The following is a 19,260-nucleotide window of genomic DNA, read 5'->3' on the forward strand; positions in this document are numbered from 1 at the left end:
GATTGATAATTGCACGCTTCATTATCCGCCATCCCGTATCAATAAAGCCAAACGATTGCGTCACGAACCATTCACTGAGGTCATGTCTTAATGGATCGTTCTGTTTTTTAAAAAGGTAATCGTTTTCGTCAGTGGGTGTGGTCGCGTTTAGTCATGTTTAGCAGGGGTATCTCCATGTCTGGCCAACAGGCTTCAACCAATTGTAAATTGGATAAATATTTTAAAATTTCAGCGCGCGGCTCCTCCGTTCGCCGTGAAATCATTGCGGGTTTAACCACCTTCTTGGCAATGGTCTATTCCGTCATTGTTGTTCCCGGAATGTTAGGACAAGCAGGTTTTCCTCCTACCGCCGTGTTTATTGCGACTTGTTTAGTTGCTGGTTTTGGCTCATTGCTGATGGGGTTATGGGCTAATTTACCTATGGCGATTGGCTGTGCGATTTCATTGACTGCATTTACCGCTTTTAGCTTGGTATTAGGACAACAAATTAGTATTCCAGTCGCTTTAGGCGCAGTGTTCTTAATGGGATGCTTATTTACCATTATTTCTGTCACGGGGATCCGTAGTTGGATCCTACGTAATATGCCAATGGGAATTGCGCATGGTACAGGTATTGGTATTGGCTTGTTTTTACTACTCATTGCAGCAAATGGTGTTGGTTTAGTGGTTAAAAACCCGAATGCAGGCTTACCTGTTGCACTTGGTGATTTTACGTCTTTCCCTGTATTGATGGCTCTCGCTGGTCTAGCTGTGATTTTTGGTTTAGAAAAACGCCGTGTACCGGGTGGTGTGTTGTTAGTCATTATTGCGATTTCAATCATTGGCTTGATTTTTGATCCTGCGGTCAAATACCAAGGCTTCTTTAAGCTACCGTCTCTGGGAGAAGATGGCTTATCGCTGATTTTTAATATGGATATCATGGGGGCTTTACAACCAGTGGTATTGCCAAGTCTATTGGCACTTGTGATGACTGCGGTATTTGATGCGACAGGTACCATTCGTGCGGTTGCTGGTCAAGCCAATTTGCTGGATAAAGACGGTCAGATCATTGATGGTGGTAAGGCTTTAACTGCCGACTCCGTCAGTAGCATTTTCGCAGGGGCTATCGGTGCATCTCCAGCCGCAGTGTACATTGAATCAGCAGCAGGTACTGCCGCTGGGGGGCGTACAGGTTTAACTGCTGTCGTGGTTGGCGTTCTGTTCCTTTTCATCCTCTTTTTATCTCCGCTATCGTATTTGGTTCCCGCATATGCAACAGCACCGGCTTTGATGTATGTGGGGTTATTGATGCTAAGTAACGTGTCTAAGTTAGATTTTGATGACTTTGTTGATTCAATGTCTGGTTTATTATGTGCTGTGTTTATCGTTCTGACTTGTAATATTGTTACAGGTATTATGTTGGGCTTTGCAGCACTTGTGATTGGGCGTATTTTTGCAGGGGAATGGCGTAAGCTAAACATTGGAACTGTGGTTATCGCAGTGCTTTTGGTGGCGTTTTATGCTGCTGATCTGGCAATATAGCATCGTTTAATCTGTTATGGCGGTCATGATGACCGCCCTCTAATGTATTATCGCGATTAATCTTAAAGTTTGAATAATTTTCCCGACTAAGCATCAGTTAACGATAGAATATACTCTAAATAATTCGAGGTGCAGCTAGGCGACTAATGAATGAGTCGCGAGGAGCATACAGTAGTATGTAACTGGCGCGAATGAATACAGTCACGATGCCTTAACGAAAAACGCTGCAACTTGAAGTATCACGAGTGTAGGTATAAGGCGGTGAATCAAGTAAAACCTGCGGGTTTTCACGAGTTGCTGGCTACTGAAAAATTTTATGGCCTAACGAGTTACCAAATATTCTGTTGCGATGGGCCATATTTGGGTTTTGGTTCGTTTAGCTAATCAGTAAGGGCAACATGGAAATTTTCTTTACTATTCTTATCTTGATCTTGGCAGTTTCTGTTTCTGGTGTAGTGACAAAAGTCCTCCCAGTTCGTGTTCCATTACCCTTAATTCAAATCGCGATAGGTGCCTTGCTTGCATGGCCTCAGTTCGGCTTGCATGTCACATTTGACCCTGAATTATTTATGGTATTACTGATCCCACCTCTACTATTTGTTGATGGTTGGAAAACACCAACACGTGAATTTTTCCAGAATGGTCGAGAGATATTCATCCTTGTGTTAGTACTGGTATTGGTCACCGTTGTGGGGATCGGTTACCTAATATATTGGCTGATGCCGGGGATCCCTTTAATTGCTGCTTTTGCACTTGCGGCGGTACTCTCACCAACCGATGCGGTAGCACTCTCTTCTATTGTCGGTAAGGGGCGTATACCTAAGCGCATGATGAGTGTGCTAGAAGGGGAAGCATTGATGAACGATGCTTCCGGTCTTGTGGCTTTAAAATTCGCGGTCGCTATTGCGATGGGAACCATGGTGTTCTCCGTTTCAGGGGTGACTATCGAATTCTTCAAAGTGGCTGTGGGGGGCTTATTAGCGGGTGTCGTGGTGACATGGGTATACAGTAAGTCTTTACGTCTAATGAGCCGCTGGAGCGGTGATGATCCCGCAACACAGATCGTCTTTATGTTATTGCTACCGTTCGCATCCTACATGATTGCAGAGCATATTGGTTTTTCAGGCATTTTAGCTGCGGTAGCAGCAGGGATGACAATTACCAAATCAGGTGTGATCCGTAATGCACCACTGGCGATGCGGTTACGTGCGGACAGCGTTTGGTCAATGCTAGAGTTCGTATTTAATGGTCTGGTATTTATCATGCTAGGCTTGCAACTGCCAGGAATTTGGCAGACTTCAGTGATCCAAGCAGAACTGGATCCTAGTGTTGAAACATGGATGCTATTTGCTGCGGTTGCGGTTATTTATTTTGCTTTACTGATTTTACGTTTTTGCTGGTTATGGTTAATGAAAAGGTTTAGCCGCCTATTCTTAAAGAAAAAACCATTACAGTTTGCCAACTATACTGTGCGTGAATTATGGCTAGCCTCTTTTGCCGGGGTACGTGGTGCGATCACCTTAGCTGGTGTGCTCTCTGTTCCGTTGTTTTTAAGTGATGGCTCGCCATTCCCTGCGCGTTATCAACTGGTATTTATTGCCGCAGGGGTGATCTTATTTTCAATCTTTGCTGGTGTGATAGCGTTACCGCTGCTACTGCATAATTTTAAAGTCGGTGATAAAGAAGCTGACATCAATGAAATTCGTATGGCAAAAGCTGCAATGGCTGAAGTTGCGATTGTTAGTTTAAATAAGATGGAAGAGCGTTTATCTGCTGATGTTGATGAAAAGTTGGATCCTGAAGATATCAGTGAGGTGGCTTCTAGGGTTACGGGTTACTTACGTCGGCGTACGGCGGGGCAAGATGAAATCGACCATAACTTATTGATTGAAGATCTTGAACGACGTTTTCGATTAACCGCATTACGTGCTGAACGCGGTGAATTATATCATTTACGTGCAACACGCAAGATCAGTAATGAAACATTGCAATCGTTACTGGTTGATCTCGACTTATTAGAAGCGGTTTTGATAGATAAGGAACATTAGCGCCTGTTTATCTTTACTGATCATATAAGAGATTAAAAAACAGACTGATTAATTGGCTAACTCTTTATGGTTTGAGTGTTGCCCTACGAGTTCGATTAAAGAACGTTTCACTTATTTGATGCGATGTTGAGAGGCTCTTCTCTAGTCACTAGATGGCGAACCTCTCGCCTTATTTAAAATGTTTTTAATTTGAATAAAAATTCACCTTTAAAGATAAACAAGCTCTATTTGAGAACGATATCATCATGTGGTTATTGGTAATTACGACGCTGCTTTGGGCAGCGTCTTTTAGTCTGATTGGGGAATTTCTTGCTGGGCGAGTAGACAGCTGGTTATCTGTTTTAATACGGGTTGCATTTGCCGCATTCGTTTTTCTGCCATTTTTACGTTGGCGCGGTTTTAGTGCCAAAATCATAGCACTGTATATGTTAGTAGGTGCATGCCAACTAGGTATTATGTATTTCTTTGTTTTCCAAGCTTATAAATACCTTAGTGTTGCAGAATTCCTCTTATTTACGGTGTTAACCCCCCTTTATGTAACATTGATTTATGATTTATTGGAACGTCAACGGCTACGAAAGGGCTATTTGTTTAGTTCTTTGTTGGCAGTTATTGGTGCAGCAATCATTCGTTATGATCACTTGAGCGAATCTTTCTGGCTAGGGCTTGTGTTTGTGCAGTTGGCAAATATTTTCTTTGCGGTTGGTCAGGTAGGTTATAAGCGTTTGATGGAAGTTCATCCGATCCCACAGCATCAAGCTTTCTCATGGTTTTATATTGGCGCAACGCTAGTGGCGCTCACTGGGTGGCTGCTCTTTGGTAATAAAACGATGATACCCACAACTCATGCACAATGGTGGGTTTTATTATGGCTGGGGGTTGTTGCTTCAGGTATTGGTTATTTTATGTGGAATTACGGTGCAACCAAAGTGGATGCCGGAACCCTTGCTATTATGAATAACATGATGGTTCCAGCAGGGTTACTGGTCAATTTCGCTATTTGGCAACAACATCCAGATTGGCTGAGTTTTACCATTGGAGCGAGCCTAATTGTTGCTTCTCTGTGGGTGCATAAGCGTTGGATACTTTCACCGCCTTCACATAAGACAAGTTCTCCACAGCGTGACTAGCCGCTGTTTTAGTAAAAGCGTCAATAGCTGGTTGGCGTTGCTCACCTTCACGGCAGGCAGCGTACAACCGGCTCCATAAACCACTTCCTAGCGTTTTTGTTGTGATCAAGCCTTGCCTCTCGAATGAATCTACCGCCCAATGAGGCAATGCAGCAATGCCCATTTTTGCCGCGACCATTTGAATTAAGATCAGCGTGTTATCGACGGTTTTAATATTTGGTGAAACGCCAGCGGGTTGGAGAAAATGTCGCCATACATCAAAACGATTACGCTGTACTGGGTAAATTAGCAAAGTGTCATCAGCGAGATCGTGCGGCTCAATAATTGGCTTTCTTGCTAATGGATGATCATTCGCCACAATCAGCTTCACTTCATAATCAAATAGCGGTGTGTAGTGAATTTCTTTGTCAGCCAAAATATCGGATGTCAGCACAATATCCAGCTCTCTTGACAGTAATTCAGGTTGTGGGTCGAAGGTTACCCCTGATTTAAAATCAACAGAAACTTGTGGCCAAGTTTGCCTAAATTGCTGCAATGCAGGTGTCAGCCACTGAATACAACTATGGCATTCAATTGCAATACGCAACGTTGAAACTCCGGGTTCATTACAAATACGGATCGCATCTTTCACCAGCGGTAGCACTTGCTGTGCGAGTTGTAATAATACTTCCCCTTGTGGCGTAAAACGTAGCGGTTGGCTTTTACGAACAAATAACTTAAAGCCAAGGCGGTGTTCTAAGTCACTAAATTGATGTGACAAAGCAGACTGAGTCTGATGTAAGTACGTTGCAGCGGCGGCTAATGAGCCGTGTTGGTTGAGCGCTTGCAGCGTTTTTAAATGTTTTAATTCGATCATGAGAAACCTTCAAGATGACAATGAATAATTTGCGCTTGTGCTTTATACAGTACCTGTTGATTATAGATGTGTAAACATCTAGACGGCTAAATATTTTAAGGGGTCAATATGTCTGTTATAAATCATACACTTGGTTTTCCTCGTGTCGGTCTGAAAAGAGAACTAAAACGCGCACAAGAAGATTATTGGGCAGGCAAGATTGACCAAGCCGCACTTCTAGAGACTGGGCGTGAATTACGTGCTCGCCATTGGCAGCAACAAAAAGAGCAGGGCGTAGACCTGTTACCTGTTGGCGATTTTGCTTGGTATGACCAAGTACTCACCACAAGCTTGCTGCTGGGGAACGTACCTCCACGTCATCAAAATGAAGATGGCTCAATTGATTTAGATACACTGTTTCGTGTGGCTCGCGGTCGTGCACCAACCGGTAAGCCAGCGGCAGCGGGGGAAATGACCAAGTGGTTTAATACTAATTATCACTACATCGTGCCTGAATTTCAAAAAGGGCAAAAATTCAGTTTGTCATGGACACAGTTATTTGATGAGGTCGATGAAGCGCTTGCTTTGGGTCATAACATCAAACCTGTCGTAATTGGCCCAATTACTTATCTGTGGCTAGGTAAAGTTAAAGGTGAATCATTCGATCGTTTATCTTTGCTGAATGAGTTATTACCTGTATATCAAGAAATTCTTTCACGTTTAGCGCAAAAAGGCGTTGAATGGGTGCAAATCGATGAACCTGCACTAGTTCTAGATTTGCCTACCGAATGGCAACAGGCGTACAAAACGGCTTATCAAGCCCTTACAGGAAAAACTAAGCTACTCTTAACCACCTATTTTGATGGTATCAGCCACCATTTAGACGTGATCAAGCAATTGCCAGTACAGGGTTTGCATGTAGACGTGGTTGCAGGGCGTGATGATATTGCCAACCTACACAATGCGTTACCTCAAGAGTGGGTATTATCATTAGGCATTATCAACGGCCGTAACGTTTGGAAAGCCGACTTAGGTGAAAAATTTGCGCGTGTAAAACCGCTATTAGGTCAGCGTACATTATGGATCGGTTCATCTTGCTCGTTGCTGCATAGCCCAATTGATCTCAATGATGAAACTCGTTTGGATGCAGAGGTTAAAAGTTGGTTTGCATTTGCACTGCAAAAATGTGCTGAATTAGCCCTATTGAGCAAAGCACTTAATCAGCCAACAGAACAGCATATAGCTGAGTTAGAACAATACAGTGCGCCAATTCGTGCACGTAAAACATCGACGCGAGTTAACAATGCTGAGGTAGCTAAGCGTTTACAAGCGATCCGTGAAGGCGATGCAGAGCGTAATAGCGCATACCCAGTAAGAGCACAGCGCCAACGTGAACGTTTCAATTTACCGCTGTGGCCAACAACAACGATTGGTTCGTTCCCACAAACCAGTGATATTAGAACACTGCGCCTTGACTTCAAAAAAGGCAATGTTGACAAAACGCATTATCGTACCAATATCAGCGAGCACATTAAGCAAGCAATTAAAGAGCAAGAGCTGCTTGATATCGACGTTTTGGTGCATGGTGAAGCAGAACGTAACGACATGGTGGAATACTTCGGTGAACATTTTGACGGTTATGTATTTACTCAAAACGGCTGGGTACAAAGCTATGGATCACGTTGCGTAAAACCGCCTGTCATCATTGGTGATATTAGTCGTCCTGAAGCCATTACGGTTGAGTGGGCTAAGTACGCTCAATCTTTGACAGAAAAGCCGGTCAAAGGCATGTTAACAGGGCCTGTCACGATCCTCTGCTGGTCGTTCCCACGTGAAGACGTTAGCCGTGAAACGATTGCGAAGCAAATTGCGTTAGCGTTACGTGATGAAGTGGACGACTTACAAAAAGCAGGTATTGGGATTATTCAAATTGATGAGCCAGCACTGCGTGAAGGGCTGCCACTGCGTAAAGATGAGTGGGCTGAATACTTAAATTGGGCGGTTGATGCCTTTAAACTCAGCGCAGCGATTGCAGAAGATGATACACAGATCCACACGCATATGTGTTATTGCGAATTCAATGACATCATGGATTCGATTGCAGCACTCGACGCAGACGTGATCACCATTGAAACTTCGCGTTCAGATATGGATCTGCTAGATGCATTCGAAGACTTTGACTATCCTAATGAGATTGGGCCGGGTGTTTACGATATTCACTCACCAAACGTACCGAATGTCGAATGGATTGTTGCGCTATTGAGAAAAGCAGCAAATCGTGTGCCGGTAGAACGTTTATGGGTGAACCCAGACTGTGGTTTGAAAACACGTGGTTGGACAGAGACTCGTCAATCATTAGCCAACATGGTTGAAGCAGCGAAAAAGCTGAGAAATGAATATCAAAGCTAGTTAACAGTTTATTAGTAAAGAAGAAAACAGCAGGTTAAGCAAACGCTAACCTGCTGTTTTTTAATGATGATTAACCAAACAGTTTTTCTTTTAGCATGTTCATGCCAACTGCCGTTAAATCGACATTTTCTGGGATCACGCCTTCTGGGGTCGCATTACTGACCAGTTTTGGTAAATATTTAGCAATCAGCTCAGCCGTTTCTTGTGGATCAAACCCAACTTTTTGTGCGAGCTGCTGAATATCTAAATTACCAAACACTTGAATAAGCTGATTAACGCTAACAGGCAAGTTTTCGCTATTACCGATCCATGACTGAATGATGTCACCTAAGCCTTGTTGATTAAATTTATCAGCCACTCCGGCTAACCCGCCTTGCTTATCAATCCATTCAACAACAGATTGAAACTGACTCATTTTATCCCCTGCAACCATAGTGACCAGTTGATCGAACAGACCCATTTTTACTCCTTGCTATCGCGCTAAAACCACTAAAAAATTAATTAATCGGCTATTTTGGCGAATTTATACGGTGCGTCAATCAAAAATGGTGCGATTACTAACAACTGAATGTAATCATTGATAAGTTTCCTTCACAAATTATCACAAAAGTATCAATTTGGGTCATATCACATTTTTTATCACACTGTAGTGTGAAAGGTTTTGTGAATTGTGAAAAATTATAATTGATTATTTATCAGGTGGTTGGGTTTTAATTGTTTATTTTTTATATTATTCATAATGTGATGGTCATCATGTGTTTGTGAATTTTATTGTGTGAAAATTCACACCAATAACAAAGATTAACAACATCAGGGGTTGTTATGGAAAATGTCATTAGCAATGTTGGAGTCATTGGACTTGGCTCAATGGGAATGGGGATCGCAAAATCATTAATAAGAAATCAGATCCCAACTTATGGCTTCGATCTTAGCCAAGATGCCTGCCAAATCTTAAAACAAGCAGGTGCCGTTGCGGTAGGGCAAAATGCGGCTGAATATGCACCGCAACTCCAAGCGCTATTGCTTGTAGTGGTCAATGGTAAACAAGTTGAGTCGATACTGTTTGGCGGTGATGCTCCTTTAGTCGAACAACTGAATGCAGGGACGATTATTGTCTTGCATAGCACATTATCTGCTGTGCAAACAAAACAGATCGCTCAGCGCTTGCAACAATACCAACTACCATTAATGGACGCACCAATTTCAGGTGGAGCTTTAAAAGCTGAACAAGGCCAATTGACCATTATGGCTTCGGGTCCATCTCATCTATTTGAACAGTTACAAGCGGTTTTTTCAGCCACTTCAGAGCGTTTATATCGAGTGGGTGATGAGGTCGGTCTTGGCTCAACGGTAAAAACTATTCACCAACTGCTAGCGGGTGTGCATATTGCCGTTGCAGCAGAGAGCATGGCACTCGCAGCCAAAGCGGGTATCGACCTTGATATGATGTATGACATTGTCACTCATGCAGCTGGCAATTCATGGATGTTTGAAAATCGTATGCAACACGTGCTTGATGGTGATTATACCCCGAAATCATCCGTTGATATTTTTGTAAAAGATTTAGGGTTGGTGATGGAAACAGGCAAAGCGCTCAATTTCCCACTGCCTATTGCAGCAACAGCTCATCAAATGTTTATTTCTGCCAGTAATGAAGGTTATGGCCTTCAAGATGACAGTGCAGTGATCAAAACTTTCAAAGGCATTTCTTTACCGGAGAAAATGGTATGACAGTAAAACTAGGTGTGATCGCCGATGACTTTACCGGAGCGACCGATATCGCTGGTTTTATGGTACAAAACGGTTGGAAAGTGGTTCAGTTACTCAATGAACCTGATGCAAATACCGTAGTACCACAGGATGTTGATGCGATTGTTATCAGCCTGAAAAGTCGTTCTTGTCCTTTTGATGAAGCGATCAATGCCTCATTAAACGCTTGTCGTTGGTTAAAAGAGCAAGCTCAGTGTCAGCAAATTTTCTTTAAATATTGCTCCACTTTTGATTCGACTGAAAAGGGGAATATTGGCCCAGTGACTGATGCGTTGATGAAACAATTAAACGCGCAACAGGCTTTGATATGCCCTGCACTGCCAATTAATGGCCGAACAGTTGTTCATGGACATCTGTTTGTGAATGGCCAATTGCTAAATGAAAGTGGTATGCAGCATCATCCAGTGACACCCATGACGGATGCTAACTTGATGCGAGTGATGGAAAAACAGTCTGAAGGTAAAGCAGGGCTGATTGCATTGCAAGACATCCAGCAAGGTAGTGCTGTGATTAAACAGCGTTTACTCACCTTGGCTGAACAAGGGGCAAGCTATGTTGTGGTTGATTCATTAACCATGAATGACTTATTACCTATCGCCGAAGCAGTAAAAGAAATGCCATTACTAACAGGCGGATCGGGCCTTGGCGCAGCACTGGCAAATGTTGATACAGGTTGTGAATGGGGCGCAGGAAGTCAGCGTGGCGCGAAACCCTCTAAACAAGGTCGTAAAACAATTATTTTGTCAGGCAGTTGTTCTGTGATGACGAATAAGCAAGTTCAGTGTTACCAACAAATTGCACCTGCAAAAGTGCTTGATGTGGGCGAATGTATTGAGAATCCACACTATGCACAACAGCTTGTCACTTGGGTGCAAGCGCAGAAAACAACAGGTTTAGCACCATTGTTATATGCCACACAACCCCCTGAGATATTGAAAAAAATCCAAGAAAATTATGGCGCTGAAGCAGCAAGTACAGCGGTAGAAAATATCTTTGGTGAAGTGGTTAAGTTATTACAAGCACAGGGCTATAACACTTTCATTATTGCTGGTGGTGAGACATCAGGCAAAGTCGTGCAAAGCCTAGGTACTGAACAATTAAGTATTGGAGCGCCTATCGCACCAGGGGTTCCATGGGTAGAAGATTTAACTAGCGGTTATTGGTTGGCACTCAAGTCAGGTAATTTTGGGCAAGAGAATTTCTTCCAGTACGCACAGGAGATGTTTGATGAGTGAAGAGAAGGCGCTGCGCCAAGAGTTAGCTGATTGGGCTAAATCGATGTTTAACCGTGGCTATAGCAGTGGTGGGGCTGGAAACATCAGTGCCAAACTTCCCGATGGCAATATTATTGTGACACCTACTAATTCAAGCTTTGGTGATTTAGATCCTGAAAGATTGAGTAAGTTAGATCCAGAAGGCAATTGGATCGATGGTGATAAGCCAACGAAAGAAGTGTCAATGCACATGGCGATGTATCGGCAACGTCCTGATTGCCAAGCGGTAGTGCATTTGCACTCACCTTGGTTAACGGCGCTATCTTGCCTATCAGGATTAGATAACCGTAATTGCTTACCACCAATCACGCCTTATTACGTGATGCGAGTTGGCAAACTACCACTGATTGAATATTTACCACCGGGAGATGACCGTATTGGTGAAGAAATTGAGAAATTAGCACCTAACCATAATGCGGTACTGCTTTCCAATCATGGTCCAGTGGTTGGCGGGAAAACCTTAAGGCAAGCTTTCTTCAATGCGGAAGAGTTAGAAGATACAGCTCGTTTATATATTACGTTGCGCCAGCAAGGTTTTACCACATTGACTGCTGAGCAGGTTAGTGAACTAGAAAACCGTTATCCAAAAAAATGAGGCATTAAAAATGGCGAAATTTGCAGCAAACCTCAGCATGATGTTTAACGAAGTTCCTTTTATTCAGCGTTTCGAGAGAGCGGCACAGGCTGGATTTTCAGGGGTTGAGTATCTTTTCCCTTATGAAGAACAACCTGAAGCTATTGCAGAACAGCTAAAAAAGAACGGCTTAACTCAAGTGTTATTTAATATGCCTGCGGGTGATTGGGCTGCCGGTGAACGCGGCATGGCATCTATCCCAGGGCGTGAAAATGAATTTGCAGAAGGCGTGCAAACGGCACTGAAATATGCCAAAGCTCTCGGCTGTAAACAAGTACATGCGATGGCCGGTAAGCTAGATGCAAAATTTACACTAGAAGAGCAGCGCGCCTGTTTTATTAAAAATATTCAACAGGCGGCAGATGTGATGGCTGAGCACGGAATTCGTGTATTGATTGAACCGATCAATACGCGAGATATGCCCGGCTACTTTCTGACCACGCAGAAACAAGCTGAAGCTTTATTACCTGAAATTAACCGTGAAAATGTGTTTATTCAATTAGATCTCTATCACTGCCAAATCATGGAAGGTGATTTATTGAAAACAATTGAGCGTTTATGGGGTAAATTTAGTCATATTCAGATAGCTTCAGTACCATATCGCCACGAACCTGATAGCGGTGAAGTCAATTACCCATGGATTTTTAATCAATTAGATCAGATGGGATATCAAGGTTGGCTCGGTTGTGAATACCACCCTGCGGGTCGTACAGAAGATGGTTTGGGCTGGTTAAAGAAAGCACAACCGTAAACAGGAGAGTCTATGATCCCTTCAGAGCGCCGTGATTTTATTTATCGTTACGTTCATGAATACCAAACAGTATCTATCAGTGACTTAGTGGAACTGATGAATGTATCGCATATGACGGTAAGACGTGACATTCGCACGTTAGAAGAAGAAGGGAAAGTGGTTGCGATAAGTGGGGGAGTACGATTAAACGATGCATTACGCCAAGAGCTACCTTGGAGTGAAAAAGCGCGTTTACACCATCGCAGCAAACGTGAAATAGGCCAATTTGCCTCATCATTGGTTGAGGATGGACAAGTTGTTTACCTCGATGCAGGTACCACAACATTTGAGATAGCACGTGTGTTAGGTGAGCGTTTTAACTTAACAATTGTGACCAATGATTTCTCCATTATGCAGTATTTAATGGATAAATCTCAGCTCAATTTGTACCACACAGGAGGGCAAGTGGATAAACGTAACCATTCTTGTGTGGGGAACACCGCATCAATGATGCTGCAAACCTTAAATGTTGATGTGGCATTTATGAGTACTAGCTCTTGGGATTTATTGCATGGAGTTTCAACTCCACATGAAGAGAAAGTGCAAATAAAGCAAACATTGTTGGATGTCGCTCGGCGCTGCGTATTGGTTTCGGATAGCAGCAAATTTGGTAAATATGGCATGTTCCGTGTTTGCCCGCTTAATCAATTGCACGACATCATTTGTGATGATCATCTACCAGCTGATGCCGTGCAGCAGATAACAGAACAGAACATAAAACTTCATTTAATAAAAACATAAATCATCTTACCTAATGATAAATAGCTACAAAAAGCTATTTCAAGGAGAATAACAATGAAAGTTATCATCACTGGTGGCGCTGGCTTCTTAGGCCAGCAGCTAGCCGCTGCTTTACTTAAAAACAGCCAGGGTTTGCAATTTGATCAACTTGTTTTAGCTGATATTCAATGTCCTACATCACCGGTTGAAGATGCGCGAGTGACCTGTGTGGCGGCGGATCTCACTCAAGCAGGCGCGGCAGATAAACTGATTGACGCACAAACCGATATTATTTATCACCTTGCTGCAATCGTGAGTAGCCATGCTGAAAGTGACTTTGACTTAGGCATGAAAGTGAACTTTGAAGCAACACGTCAACTACTTGAAGTGGCACGTGAGAAAAATCCGGCTATCAAATTTATTTTCACCAGTTCATTAGCGGTATTTGGTGGTGAATTGCCTGATGTGATCACAGATCTGTGTGTAGTTAATCCACAATCTTCTTATGGTGCACAGAAAGCAATGTGTGAATTGATGGTAAACGACTACTCACGTAAAGGTTTTGTGGATGGTCGAGTGATGCGTTTACCAACCATCAGTATCCGTCCAGGCGTGCCTAATAAGGCGGCTTCTTCATTTGCTAGTGGAATTATTCGTGAGCCACTCAATGGCATCGAAAGTGTGTGCCCTGTCTCCCCTGATTTAGCACTGTGGTTATCTAGCCCAGAAACAGTAGTGAATAACTTTATTCATGCAGCAAGCATTCCGGCGGAAAAATTTGGTTTATCTCGCACCGTTAATTTACCGGGGATCACTGTTACTGTTCAAGGCATGATCGACGCACTACGCGATGTTGCAGGCCAGAAAGCGGTTGATCTGATCCGCTTTGAACCAGACGAAGCGATCAATCGTATTGTTGCCAGCTGGCCGGGTAAATTTGATATTAGCCGTGCATTAGGTCTGGGTTTCCGTGCTGATGGTTCGTTTGCGGATGCCATTCGTTCATTCATCACTCACCATGGCTCACAGCAATAGGGGATAAGCGATGTCCTATATTCCTATTATTGGCCTCGCGGTGGCCATATTTGTCCTGATTTTCTTGGTATTACGAACGCGTATTCATGCGTTACTTGCCATGTTGATTGCAGCAGCAATTGCCGGTATTTCAGGTGGATTGACCGCAGCAGAAACCGTCACTGTTATTACAAAAGGGTTTGGTACTACACTTGGCGGTATCGGTATTGTTATCGGCCTAGGGGTCATGATGGGAAGGGTACTGGAAGTCTCGGGTGCCGCTGAACAGATAGCATATAGCTTTATCCGTTGGTTAGGTAAAAAACGTGAAGAATGGGCGCTGGCGATCACCGGTTATATCGTGAGTATTCCCATTTTCGTTGATTCGGCTTTCGTTATTCTCTATCCATTGGCGAAAGCACTGGCAAAAAACGGTAAACGTAACCTATTAACCTTAGGGGTTGCACTCGCGGGTGGTCTGGTCGTTACTCACCATACTGTTCCGCCAACACCGGGGCCTCTGGGCGTTGCAGGGATCTTCGGCGTTGATATTGGTGCAATGATCTTAACGGGTATGACACTCGCACTCCCTTGTGTGATTGGTATCGTATTGTATGCGAAGTGGTTAGCGGTTAAATACCCTGAATTCATGCCAGATGAAAGTGGCAATGCTGATCTGAAAGAAATTCATGATCGCTATATGGAAGAGAAAGCGAACAAACCATTGCCAAGCTTATTCTTATCCGTACTACCTATTGTTACACCAATCCTGCTGATTTTTATTAATGCAGTGAATGGTTTATTACTGAAAACAGCAACCTTCCAAGGAATGGAAAGTAACTGGTATTTCCAAACGTTTGAATTCCTTGGTGCTCCGATTATTGCACTTTCAATTAGTGTGTTAATTGCAGTGTATACATTGATGCCAACAGCAACGAAAGAAGAAGTCATCGACCGTATGGAAGAAGGCTTGCAATCAGCGGGGATCATCTTGCTGGTAACTGGTGCTGGTGGTGCATTAGGTGCGGTACTACGCGACAGCGGGACAGGAAATATTTTAGCAGAGCATGTAGCGAGTTTGCCAATCACTCCAGTGTTGATCCCGTTTATTATTGCGACCTTAGTGCGTTTAATTCAAGGTTCAGGCACGGTAGCGATGATCACCGCGGCTTCTATTTCTGCGCCAATTATTAGCCAAATTCCAGACATTAACCTACTGGTTGCTGCACAAGCTGCCACAATGGGATCACTATTCTTTGGTTATTTTAATGACAGCCTTTACTGGGTTGTGAATAGAATGATGGGTATTAAGGACGTTAAACAGCAGATGATGGTCTGGTCTATCCCGACGACGATAGCTTGGGCAATCGGTCTGGTGGGCGTTCTGATCCTTGATGTAGTTCTCTGATAGTTAGCTATCTTTTATTTTGCCAATAATCAAAAGCACCATTCGTAGTTTGAATGGTGCTTTTTTATCATACAACACTAATTAGTGTTCGACTTTAATTAACGGTTCAACTTGCATTTTAAAGCCATAACGGCTTAATGGATTAATTTTGACATTATCTACCTTACCAGTGACTGGCAATGTCTTGCTTTCATTCGGTCTTAAATAAAATTGGCCTAGGCCGAGAGAAGCATTACTTGGTAATACTGTCATGTTTGGCCCTAAGCGGATCACTTGTCTTCCCGTATTCGTCAGTGTGAGGTTTGAGCCTGACTGCACGATTTTCAGTGCATCCCACGGTGTTTGGCTGACGGTCATGTCTGATGGAACAATCAACATGGCGACATCTTGTCGAATTGGCATCTTAGTTGCATTTTCTTTCACCGCTCCAATCCCTTGAAAAGAGACTTTCAAAATCGCTTCATCCGTTATTTTGAGACCATTTTTGAGCACAAAGTTAATTTGTTGGCTCTCTTGAGGCTCGATACGAATGATGGGCGGTGAAATTAACACATCTTTTGCCAAGGCTTGTCCACCTTCGATATCGGCTAATTTAGTGGATAACAGGATGGGGGAATTGGAGGTGTTTTTCACGCTGAACACTTTACGTGGCTCTGCGGCATCTAAAATCACCGTCATGGTTTCTAATTGAAAACTGGCGTGTGCCCATTGGCTCACCAGTACTAAACTGCCCATCATTAAATTACGCAATGCATTTTTCATCATTATTGTTTCCTTTTTTATTAATTGAGGCTGCTGCGTTATTCACAGCGTGCTGCAACTTCTTCATACAGTGAACTAGGGTCAAAATGTTTAGGGACTGGGTAACTAACAATACAATCCCCCTGATTTGCCATGCGTAACCGGATGGTTTGACCGATTTGTTCGTTATTCAGCATCACATTGCCATTGCCCATCACCACACCTATCATCTGCCCTCTGGCATCAAACACACTGGCACCCGAAGGTGCTGGCGTACCGTCGGGTAAGGTGATACCCAGTAATAATTGTTTCATTACCGTTGCGCCAATTTCACGGGAAATGACTGTGCCTGATTCAACCGCAACATCAAACGAAGTGGCTGCTAGTCGAACGTTTAAAGGCAGCTTTTTCGTATCAAGTTGGACAGTAGTTTTGTGGTTTACGGGGAGTGTAGGGATGACTGCCGTACCAAAATAGTTGGTTACGGTAGTTCCTCCCCCCATACTACTGATACGCACTCCTGATTGATTAGGAACGCGGATCACACCAAATGTGTTCCCAACGGCGATTGGTGAAGTGGCTACCATTCCATCGGCATACACCACCGCCCCCGCGGCGGATAACATCATTGATTGAGTATTTTCGTCACTCCATGAACCGCTGGCATTGATTTGGCTGTATGGGGTAGTAGCATTAAGGCTACCATTAAAGCGAGTTTGGTTGCTATTACGTGAAGCACCAATTGAATAGCCCCATAAATCAGAAGGTCGATGGTTGAAGGTGGTATTTAAATTGGTGTCATTATGATAACGCTGTATTTGGGCACTGACTGAGGCTTTACGGCCTAATGGCATGGACAAATTCAAAAAAACGCGATTATCACGATCATTACCTGATTGAAAGCTCAAGTTCATCGATAAATCGCGAATTTTAGTGCCATAGCTGATAGTGTGCATCACACTGTCAGCCTTATCGCCATAATAATGGTTGTAGCCTAAAGTATAACCAATGCGCCCCCATGCGATATCAGACCAACCAATATGTGCTGAACTAGACGATTGCAGCTGGTTGCTCACCCAGTTAGGCTGATTATTAAGATCATTGACATTAACTGCGATCTTTTGCGTGTCTTTTTGTACTGTATTGTCTAGTGTAGGGTAATCTTTAGTTTGATATAAGGCTGATATTCCAATAGAAATTTGGCCTAGCATCTGATTAAGGCTACCATCCAATTGAGCGCCGCGCTTGTCTGTCGAACGTGCAATTAGGCTGCCAATATCACTGGCAAGTGTTTTATTTTCAAGCCATTGGCGATTAAGGCGTCCACCGATCCCTTGATAATATTCAGATATTAAAGTGCCTGCGGTATATTCTGTTTGTTCTTTGCGAAAATGGCCTTCTAGACTGACAACAAGTGGAGTATCGATATCTTCACGGCTGTTGCGTTTACGGTATTGTCCTACGGCAAATTGATAAGCACTGGATGCAGTATTGGCATTTTGTCGTGTGGCGGTGGTGACGGTAAATTGTTGGTTCCGCCCATCGTCTTGAATGACCGCGACTTGCAGTGGTTGTCCACTCACCACGTTATTAATGCGATCAAGCGAAAAGGGCCCCGCAGGCACTAAAGTGCGGTACAGTAAACGTCCATTTTGGCTGACCTCCACCGTGGCAGCACTTTCAGCGATACCCGTGACAGGAACAACCAACTGATTACTGTTATCAAGCGCAGAATCTGAATAGATCTGTGCACCGTTTAACGGTGTTCCAGCAAATAGGCTTCCTTGGCTGCTGATTTGCCCCATTTGCAATTGAGATTGTAAAGGAACAATACTGCGCGTTAAGGTCGTTTCATTAAATTGGTATTCGGTATTATCGCGACCGGAAGAAAAACTACTATTATTACGTAAAATCCAATTGTGCCAATTTATCCCACTGTCAAATTGGCCTTGATAAAATTTTTGATTGTCGCCTTGACCATTTTTCATTTGCATACTGTAAACGCGGTAGTTACTGAGCAGGGCAAATCCACCAGTGGTTAAATCACGCCCACGACGGCGATTATCAAAGTCTGTTTCAGCAACGGTGATATCAAGGGTATATTCGTTAGGATGAGGTAAGACTTGTGCTCCCGGATAAACAGCGGTGAAATCCACACAATCGGTTTGTGCAGTAATTGCATTATCTTTGAGTTTGAGTGTTTCTTGCAACGTAGGGGTCACGCACAGTTCACCGTGTTCACCAATGGTGACCAGTGCAGGGTAACGTGCGCTGCCGTTGACAATTAATACCACATCATATTGTCCCGGCAAAAATTGACTGCCTTGTTTGAAAAAATCTGCTACTTCAGCGCTATAGCCGAGTGATTTAAGTGAATCCACATCAAACTGGATCACGTCTGCGGATTTAGGTTTCGTCGGTGCTAAAGTTTCAGCATGACTTTCACTGGTTAAAGGCAATAGCAATAAAGCTGGATAGCATAAAGAACGAAACCACCGTTGCTGCATCATAAACATATCCATGGATTATTATTTAGGTTATGCAGCGTCATGACAAGACAAACAGCACAACAAGGGATAACGAAAAAAGCTCAACGCTCTAAATACCAAATTGAAAATGTAGACTGACATTGCCCGCTAACTCGGCACCACTCACTAGCGGTCCTTGCGTCTCTTGCAAGCTATTGAGTGTTGGCGTAACTGTCATATCCACTGTAAATAAAGAGCCAGTAGCAGCATGATTTTCATCCGTTGCCCAGCCGTAAAATTGGTCGTTTGCAACGGTGAGTTGATTGGTTAATACGCCAAGTCGCTGCTGGTCTTGGGTTTGATATAACCGTGTTGTCAACGATCAACGAAAACTGATCCACTTTTAACTCAAATTCGATCAATCAAAAGTGATCCACTGTTTCATTTAGGTATGGCACCTGAGCGTCGTTTATCTTTCAATCGATAGCTTTCACCACT

At 43.4% G+C, this 19,260-nt stretch carries 16 protein-coding genes; 11 read left to right on the forward strand and 5 right to left on the reverse strand.

Annotation, left to right across the window (positions count from 1 at the left end; genetic code table 11):
* Window positions 1-168: 168 nt before the first annotated feature.
* The 3 genes from SC428_RS13975 (at window position 169) to SC428_RS13985 (ending at window position 4,699) form a co-directional block, all read left to right on the forward strand.
* A complete protein-coding gene (locus tag SC428_RS13975; RefSeq protein ID WP_404826950.1) occupies window positions 169-1,521 on the forward strand; it encodes an NCS2 family permease in 1,353 nt (450 codons plus the stop codon).
* A gap of 398 nt (window positions 1,522-1,919) precedes the next feature.
* Entirely contained in the window at window positions 1,920-3,569 is a 1,650-nt protein-coding gene (locus SC428_RS13980) for a Na+/H+ antiporter (RefSeq protein ID WP_140179026.1), read from the forward strand.
* Window positions 3,570-3,814: 245 nt separating this feature from the next.
* Entirely contained in the window at window positions 3,815-4,699 is an 885-nt protein-coding gene (locus SC428_RS13985; protein WP_070927593.1) for a carboxylate/amino acid/amine transporter, read from the forward strand.
* On the opposite strand, the gene metR is transcribed toward SC428_RS13985, so the two are convergent.
* Window positions 4,599-5,555, reverse strand: a complete 957-nt coding sequence (metR, locus tag SC428_RS13990) for an HTH-type transcriptional regulator MetR (protein ID WP_070927595.1) — start codon at window positions 5,553-5,555, stop codon at window positions 4,599-4,601. The two genes, SC428_RS13985 and metR, sit on opposite strands and share 101 nt — an antisense overlap.
* Before the next feature lie 108 nt (window positions 5,556-5,663).
* Here metR and metE point away from each other — a divergent pair, with 108 nt between their 5' ends.
* On the forward strand, window positions 5,664-7,943 hold the full coding sequence (metE, locus tag SC428_RS13995; RefSeq protein WP_272581090.1) for a 5-methyltetrahydropteroyltriglutamate--homocysteine S-methyltransferase: 2,280 nt from the start codon (window positions 5,664-5,666) through the stop codon (window positions 7,941-7,943).
* Between the two features lie 70 nt (window positions 7,944-8,013).
* On the opposite strand, the gene SC428_RS14000 is transcribed toward metE, so the two are convergent.
* Window positions 8,014-8,403: a YidB family protein gene (locus tag SC428_RS14000; protein ID WP_318708174.1), complete on the reverse strand. Its 390-nt coding sequence runs from the start codon at window positions 8,401-8,403 to the stop codon at window positions 8,014-8,016.
* 362 nt (window positions 8,404-8,765) lie between these two features.
* On the opposite strand from SC428_RS14000, the gene ltnD reads away from it, so the two are divergent.
* Genes ltnD through SC428_RS14035 form a run of 7 tightly spaced genes read left to right on the forward strand, consistent with a single transcriptional unit; the run spans window position 8,766 to window position 15,553 of the window.
* Complete coding sequence (gene ltnD / locus SC428_RS14005; protein WP_070927601.1) at window positions 8,766-9,674, forward strand: L-threonate dehydrogenase; 909 nt, start codon at window positions 8,766-8,768, stop codon at window positions 9,672-9,674.
* Window positions 9,671-10,948, forward strand: a complete 1,278-nt coding sequence (gene otnK, locus SC428_RS14010) for a 3-oxo-tetronate kinase (RefSeq protein WP_318708178.1) — start codon at window positions 9,671-9,673, stop codon at window positions 10,946-10,948. Before ltnD ends, otnK begins: the two co-directional genes overlap by 4 nt.
* Window positions 10,941-11,582 carry an aldolase gene (locus SC428_RS14015; RefSeq protein WP_070927603.1) on the forward strand — a complete coding sequence of 214 codons (642 nt, stop codon included), beginning with the start codon at window positions 10,941-10,943 and terminating at the stop codon, window positions 11,580-11,582. Before otnK ends, SC428_RS14015 begins: the two co-directional genes overlap by 8 nt.
* A gap of 10 nt (window positions 11,583-11,592) precedes the next feature.
* A complete protein-coding gene (gene otnI / locus SC428_RS14020; RefSeq protein ID WP_070927605.1) occupies window positions 11,593-12,372 on the forward strand; it encodes a 2-oxo-tetronate isomerase in 780 nt (259 codons plus the stop codon).
* A 12-nt stretch (window positions 12,373-12,384) separates the two neighbouring features.
* Window positions 12,385-13,152 carry a DeoR/GlpR family DNA-binding transcription regulator gene (locus tag SC428_RS14025; protein WP_070927607.1) on the forward strand — a complete coding sequence of 256 codons (768 nt, stop codon included), beginning with the start codon at window positions 12,385-12,387 and terminating at the stop codon, window positions 13,150-13,152.
* Window positions 13,153-13,206: 54 nt separating this feature from the next.
* The gene (gene denD, locus SC428_RS14030; protein WP_070927609.1) at window positions 13,207-14,166 is read left to right on the forward strand and encodes a D-erythronate dehydrogenase; all 960 of its coding nucleotides are present in this window, start codon (window positions 13,207-13,209) and stop codon (window positions 14,164-14,166) included.
* Between the two features lie 10 nt (window positions 14,167-14,176).
* Window positions 14,177-15,553, forward strand: coding sequence for a GntP family permease (locus SC428_RS14035; RefSeq protein WP_070927611.1), 1,377 nt, complete (start codon window positions 14,177-14,179; stop codon window positions 15,551-15,553).
* Window positions 15,554-15,634: 81 nt separating this feature from the next.
* On the opposite strand, the gene SC428_RS14040 is transcribed toward SC428_RS14035, so the two are convergent.
* The 3 genes from SC428_RS14040 to SC428_RS14050 all read right to left on the reverse strand — a co-directional run bounded on the left by SC428_RS14040 (window position 15,635) and on the right by SC428_RS14050 (window position 19,141).
* Window positions 15,635-16,318, reverse strand: a complete 684-nt coding sequence (locus SC428_RS14040) for a fimbria/pilus chaperone family protein (RefSeq protein WP_318708186.1) — start codon at window positions 16,316-16,318, stop codon at window positions 15,635-15,637.
* Between the two features lie 35 nt (window positions 16,319-16,353).
* The gene (locus SC428_RS14045) at window positions 16,354-18,804 is read right to left on the reverse strand and encodes a fimbria/pilus outer membrane usher protein (RefSeq protein WP_283126234.1); all 2,451 of its coding nucleotides are present in this window, start codon (window positions 18,802-18,804) and stop codon (window positions 16,354-16,356) included.
* Between the two features lie 88 nt (window positions 18,805-18,892).
* Window positions 18,893-19,141: a hypothetical protein gene (locus tag SC428_RS14050; protein ID WP_318708189.1), complete on the reverse strand. Its 249-nt coding sequence runs from the start codon at window positions 19,139-19,141 to the stop codon at window positions 18,893-18,895.
* Window positions 19,142-19,260: the final 119 nt, after the last annotated feature.

Origin of the sequence: Providencia sp. 2023EL-00965 (assembly GCF_033550225.1) — a bacterium.
GTDB classification, from domain to species: Bacteria; Pseudomonadota; Gammaproteobacteria; order Enterobacterales; family Enterobacteriaceae; genus Providencia; species Providencia manganoxydans.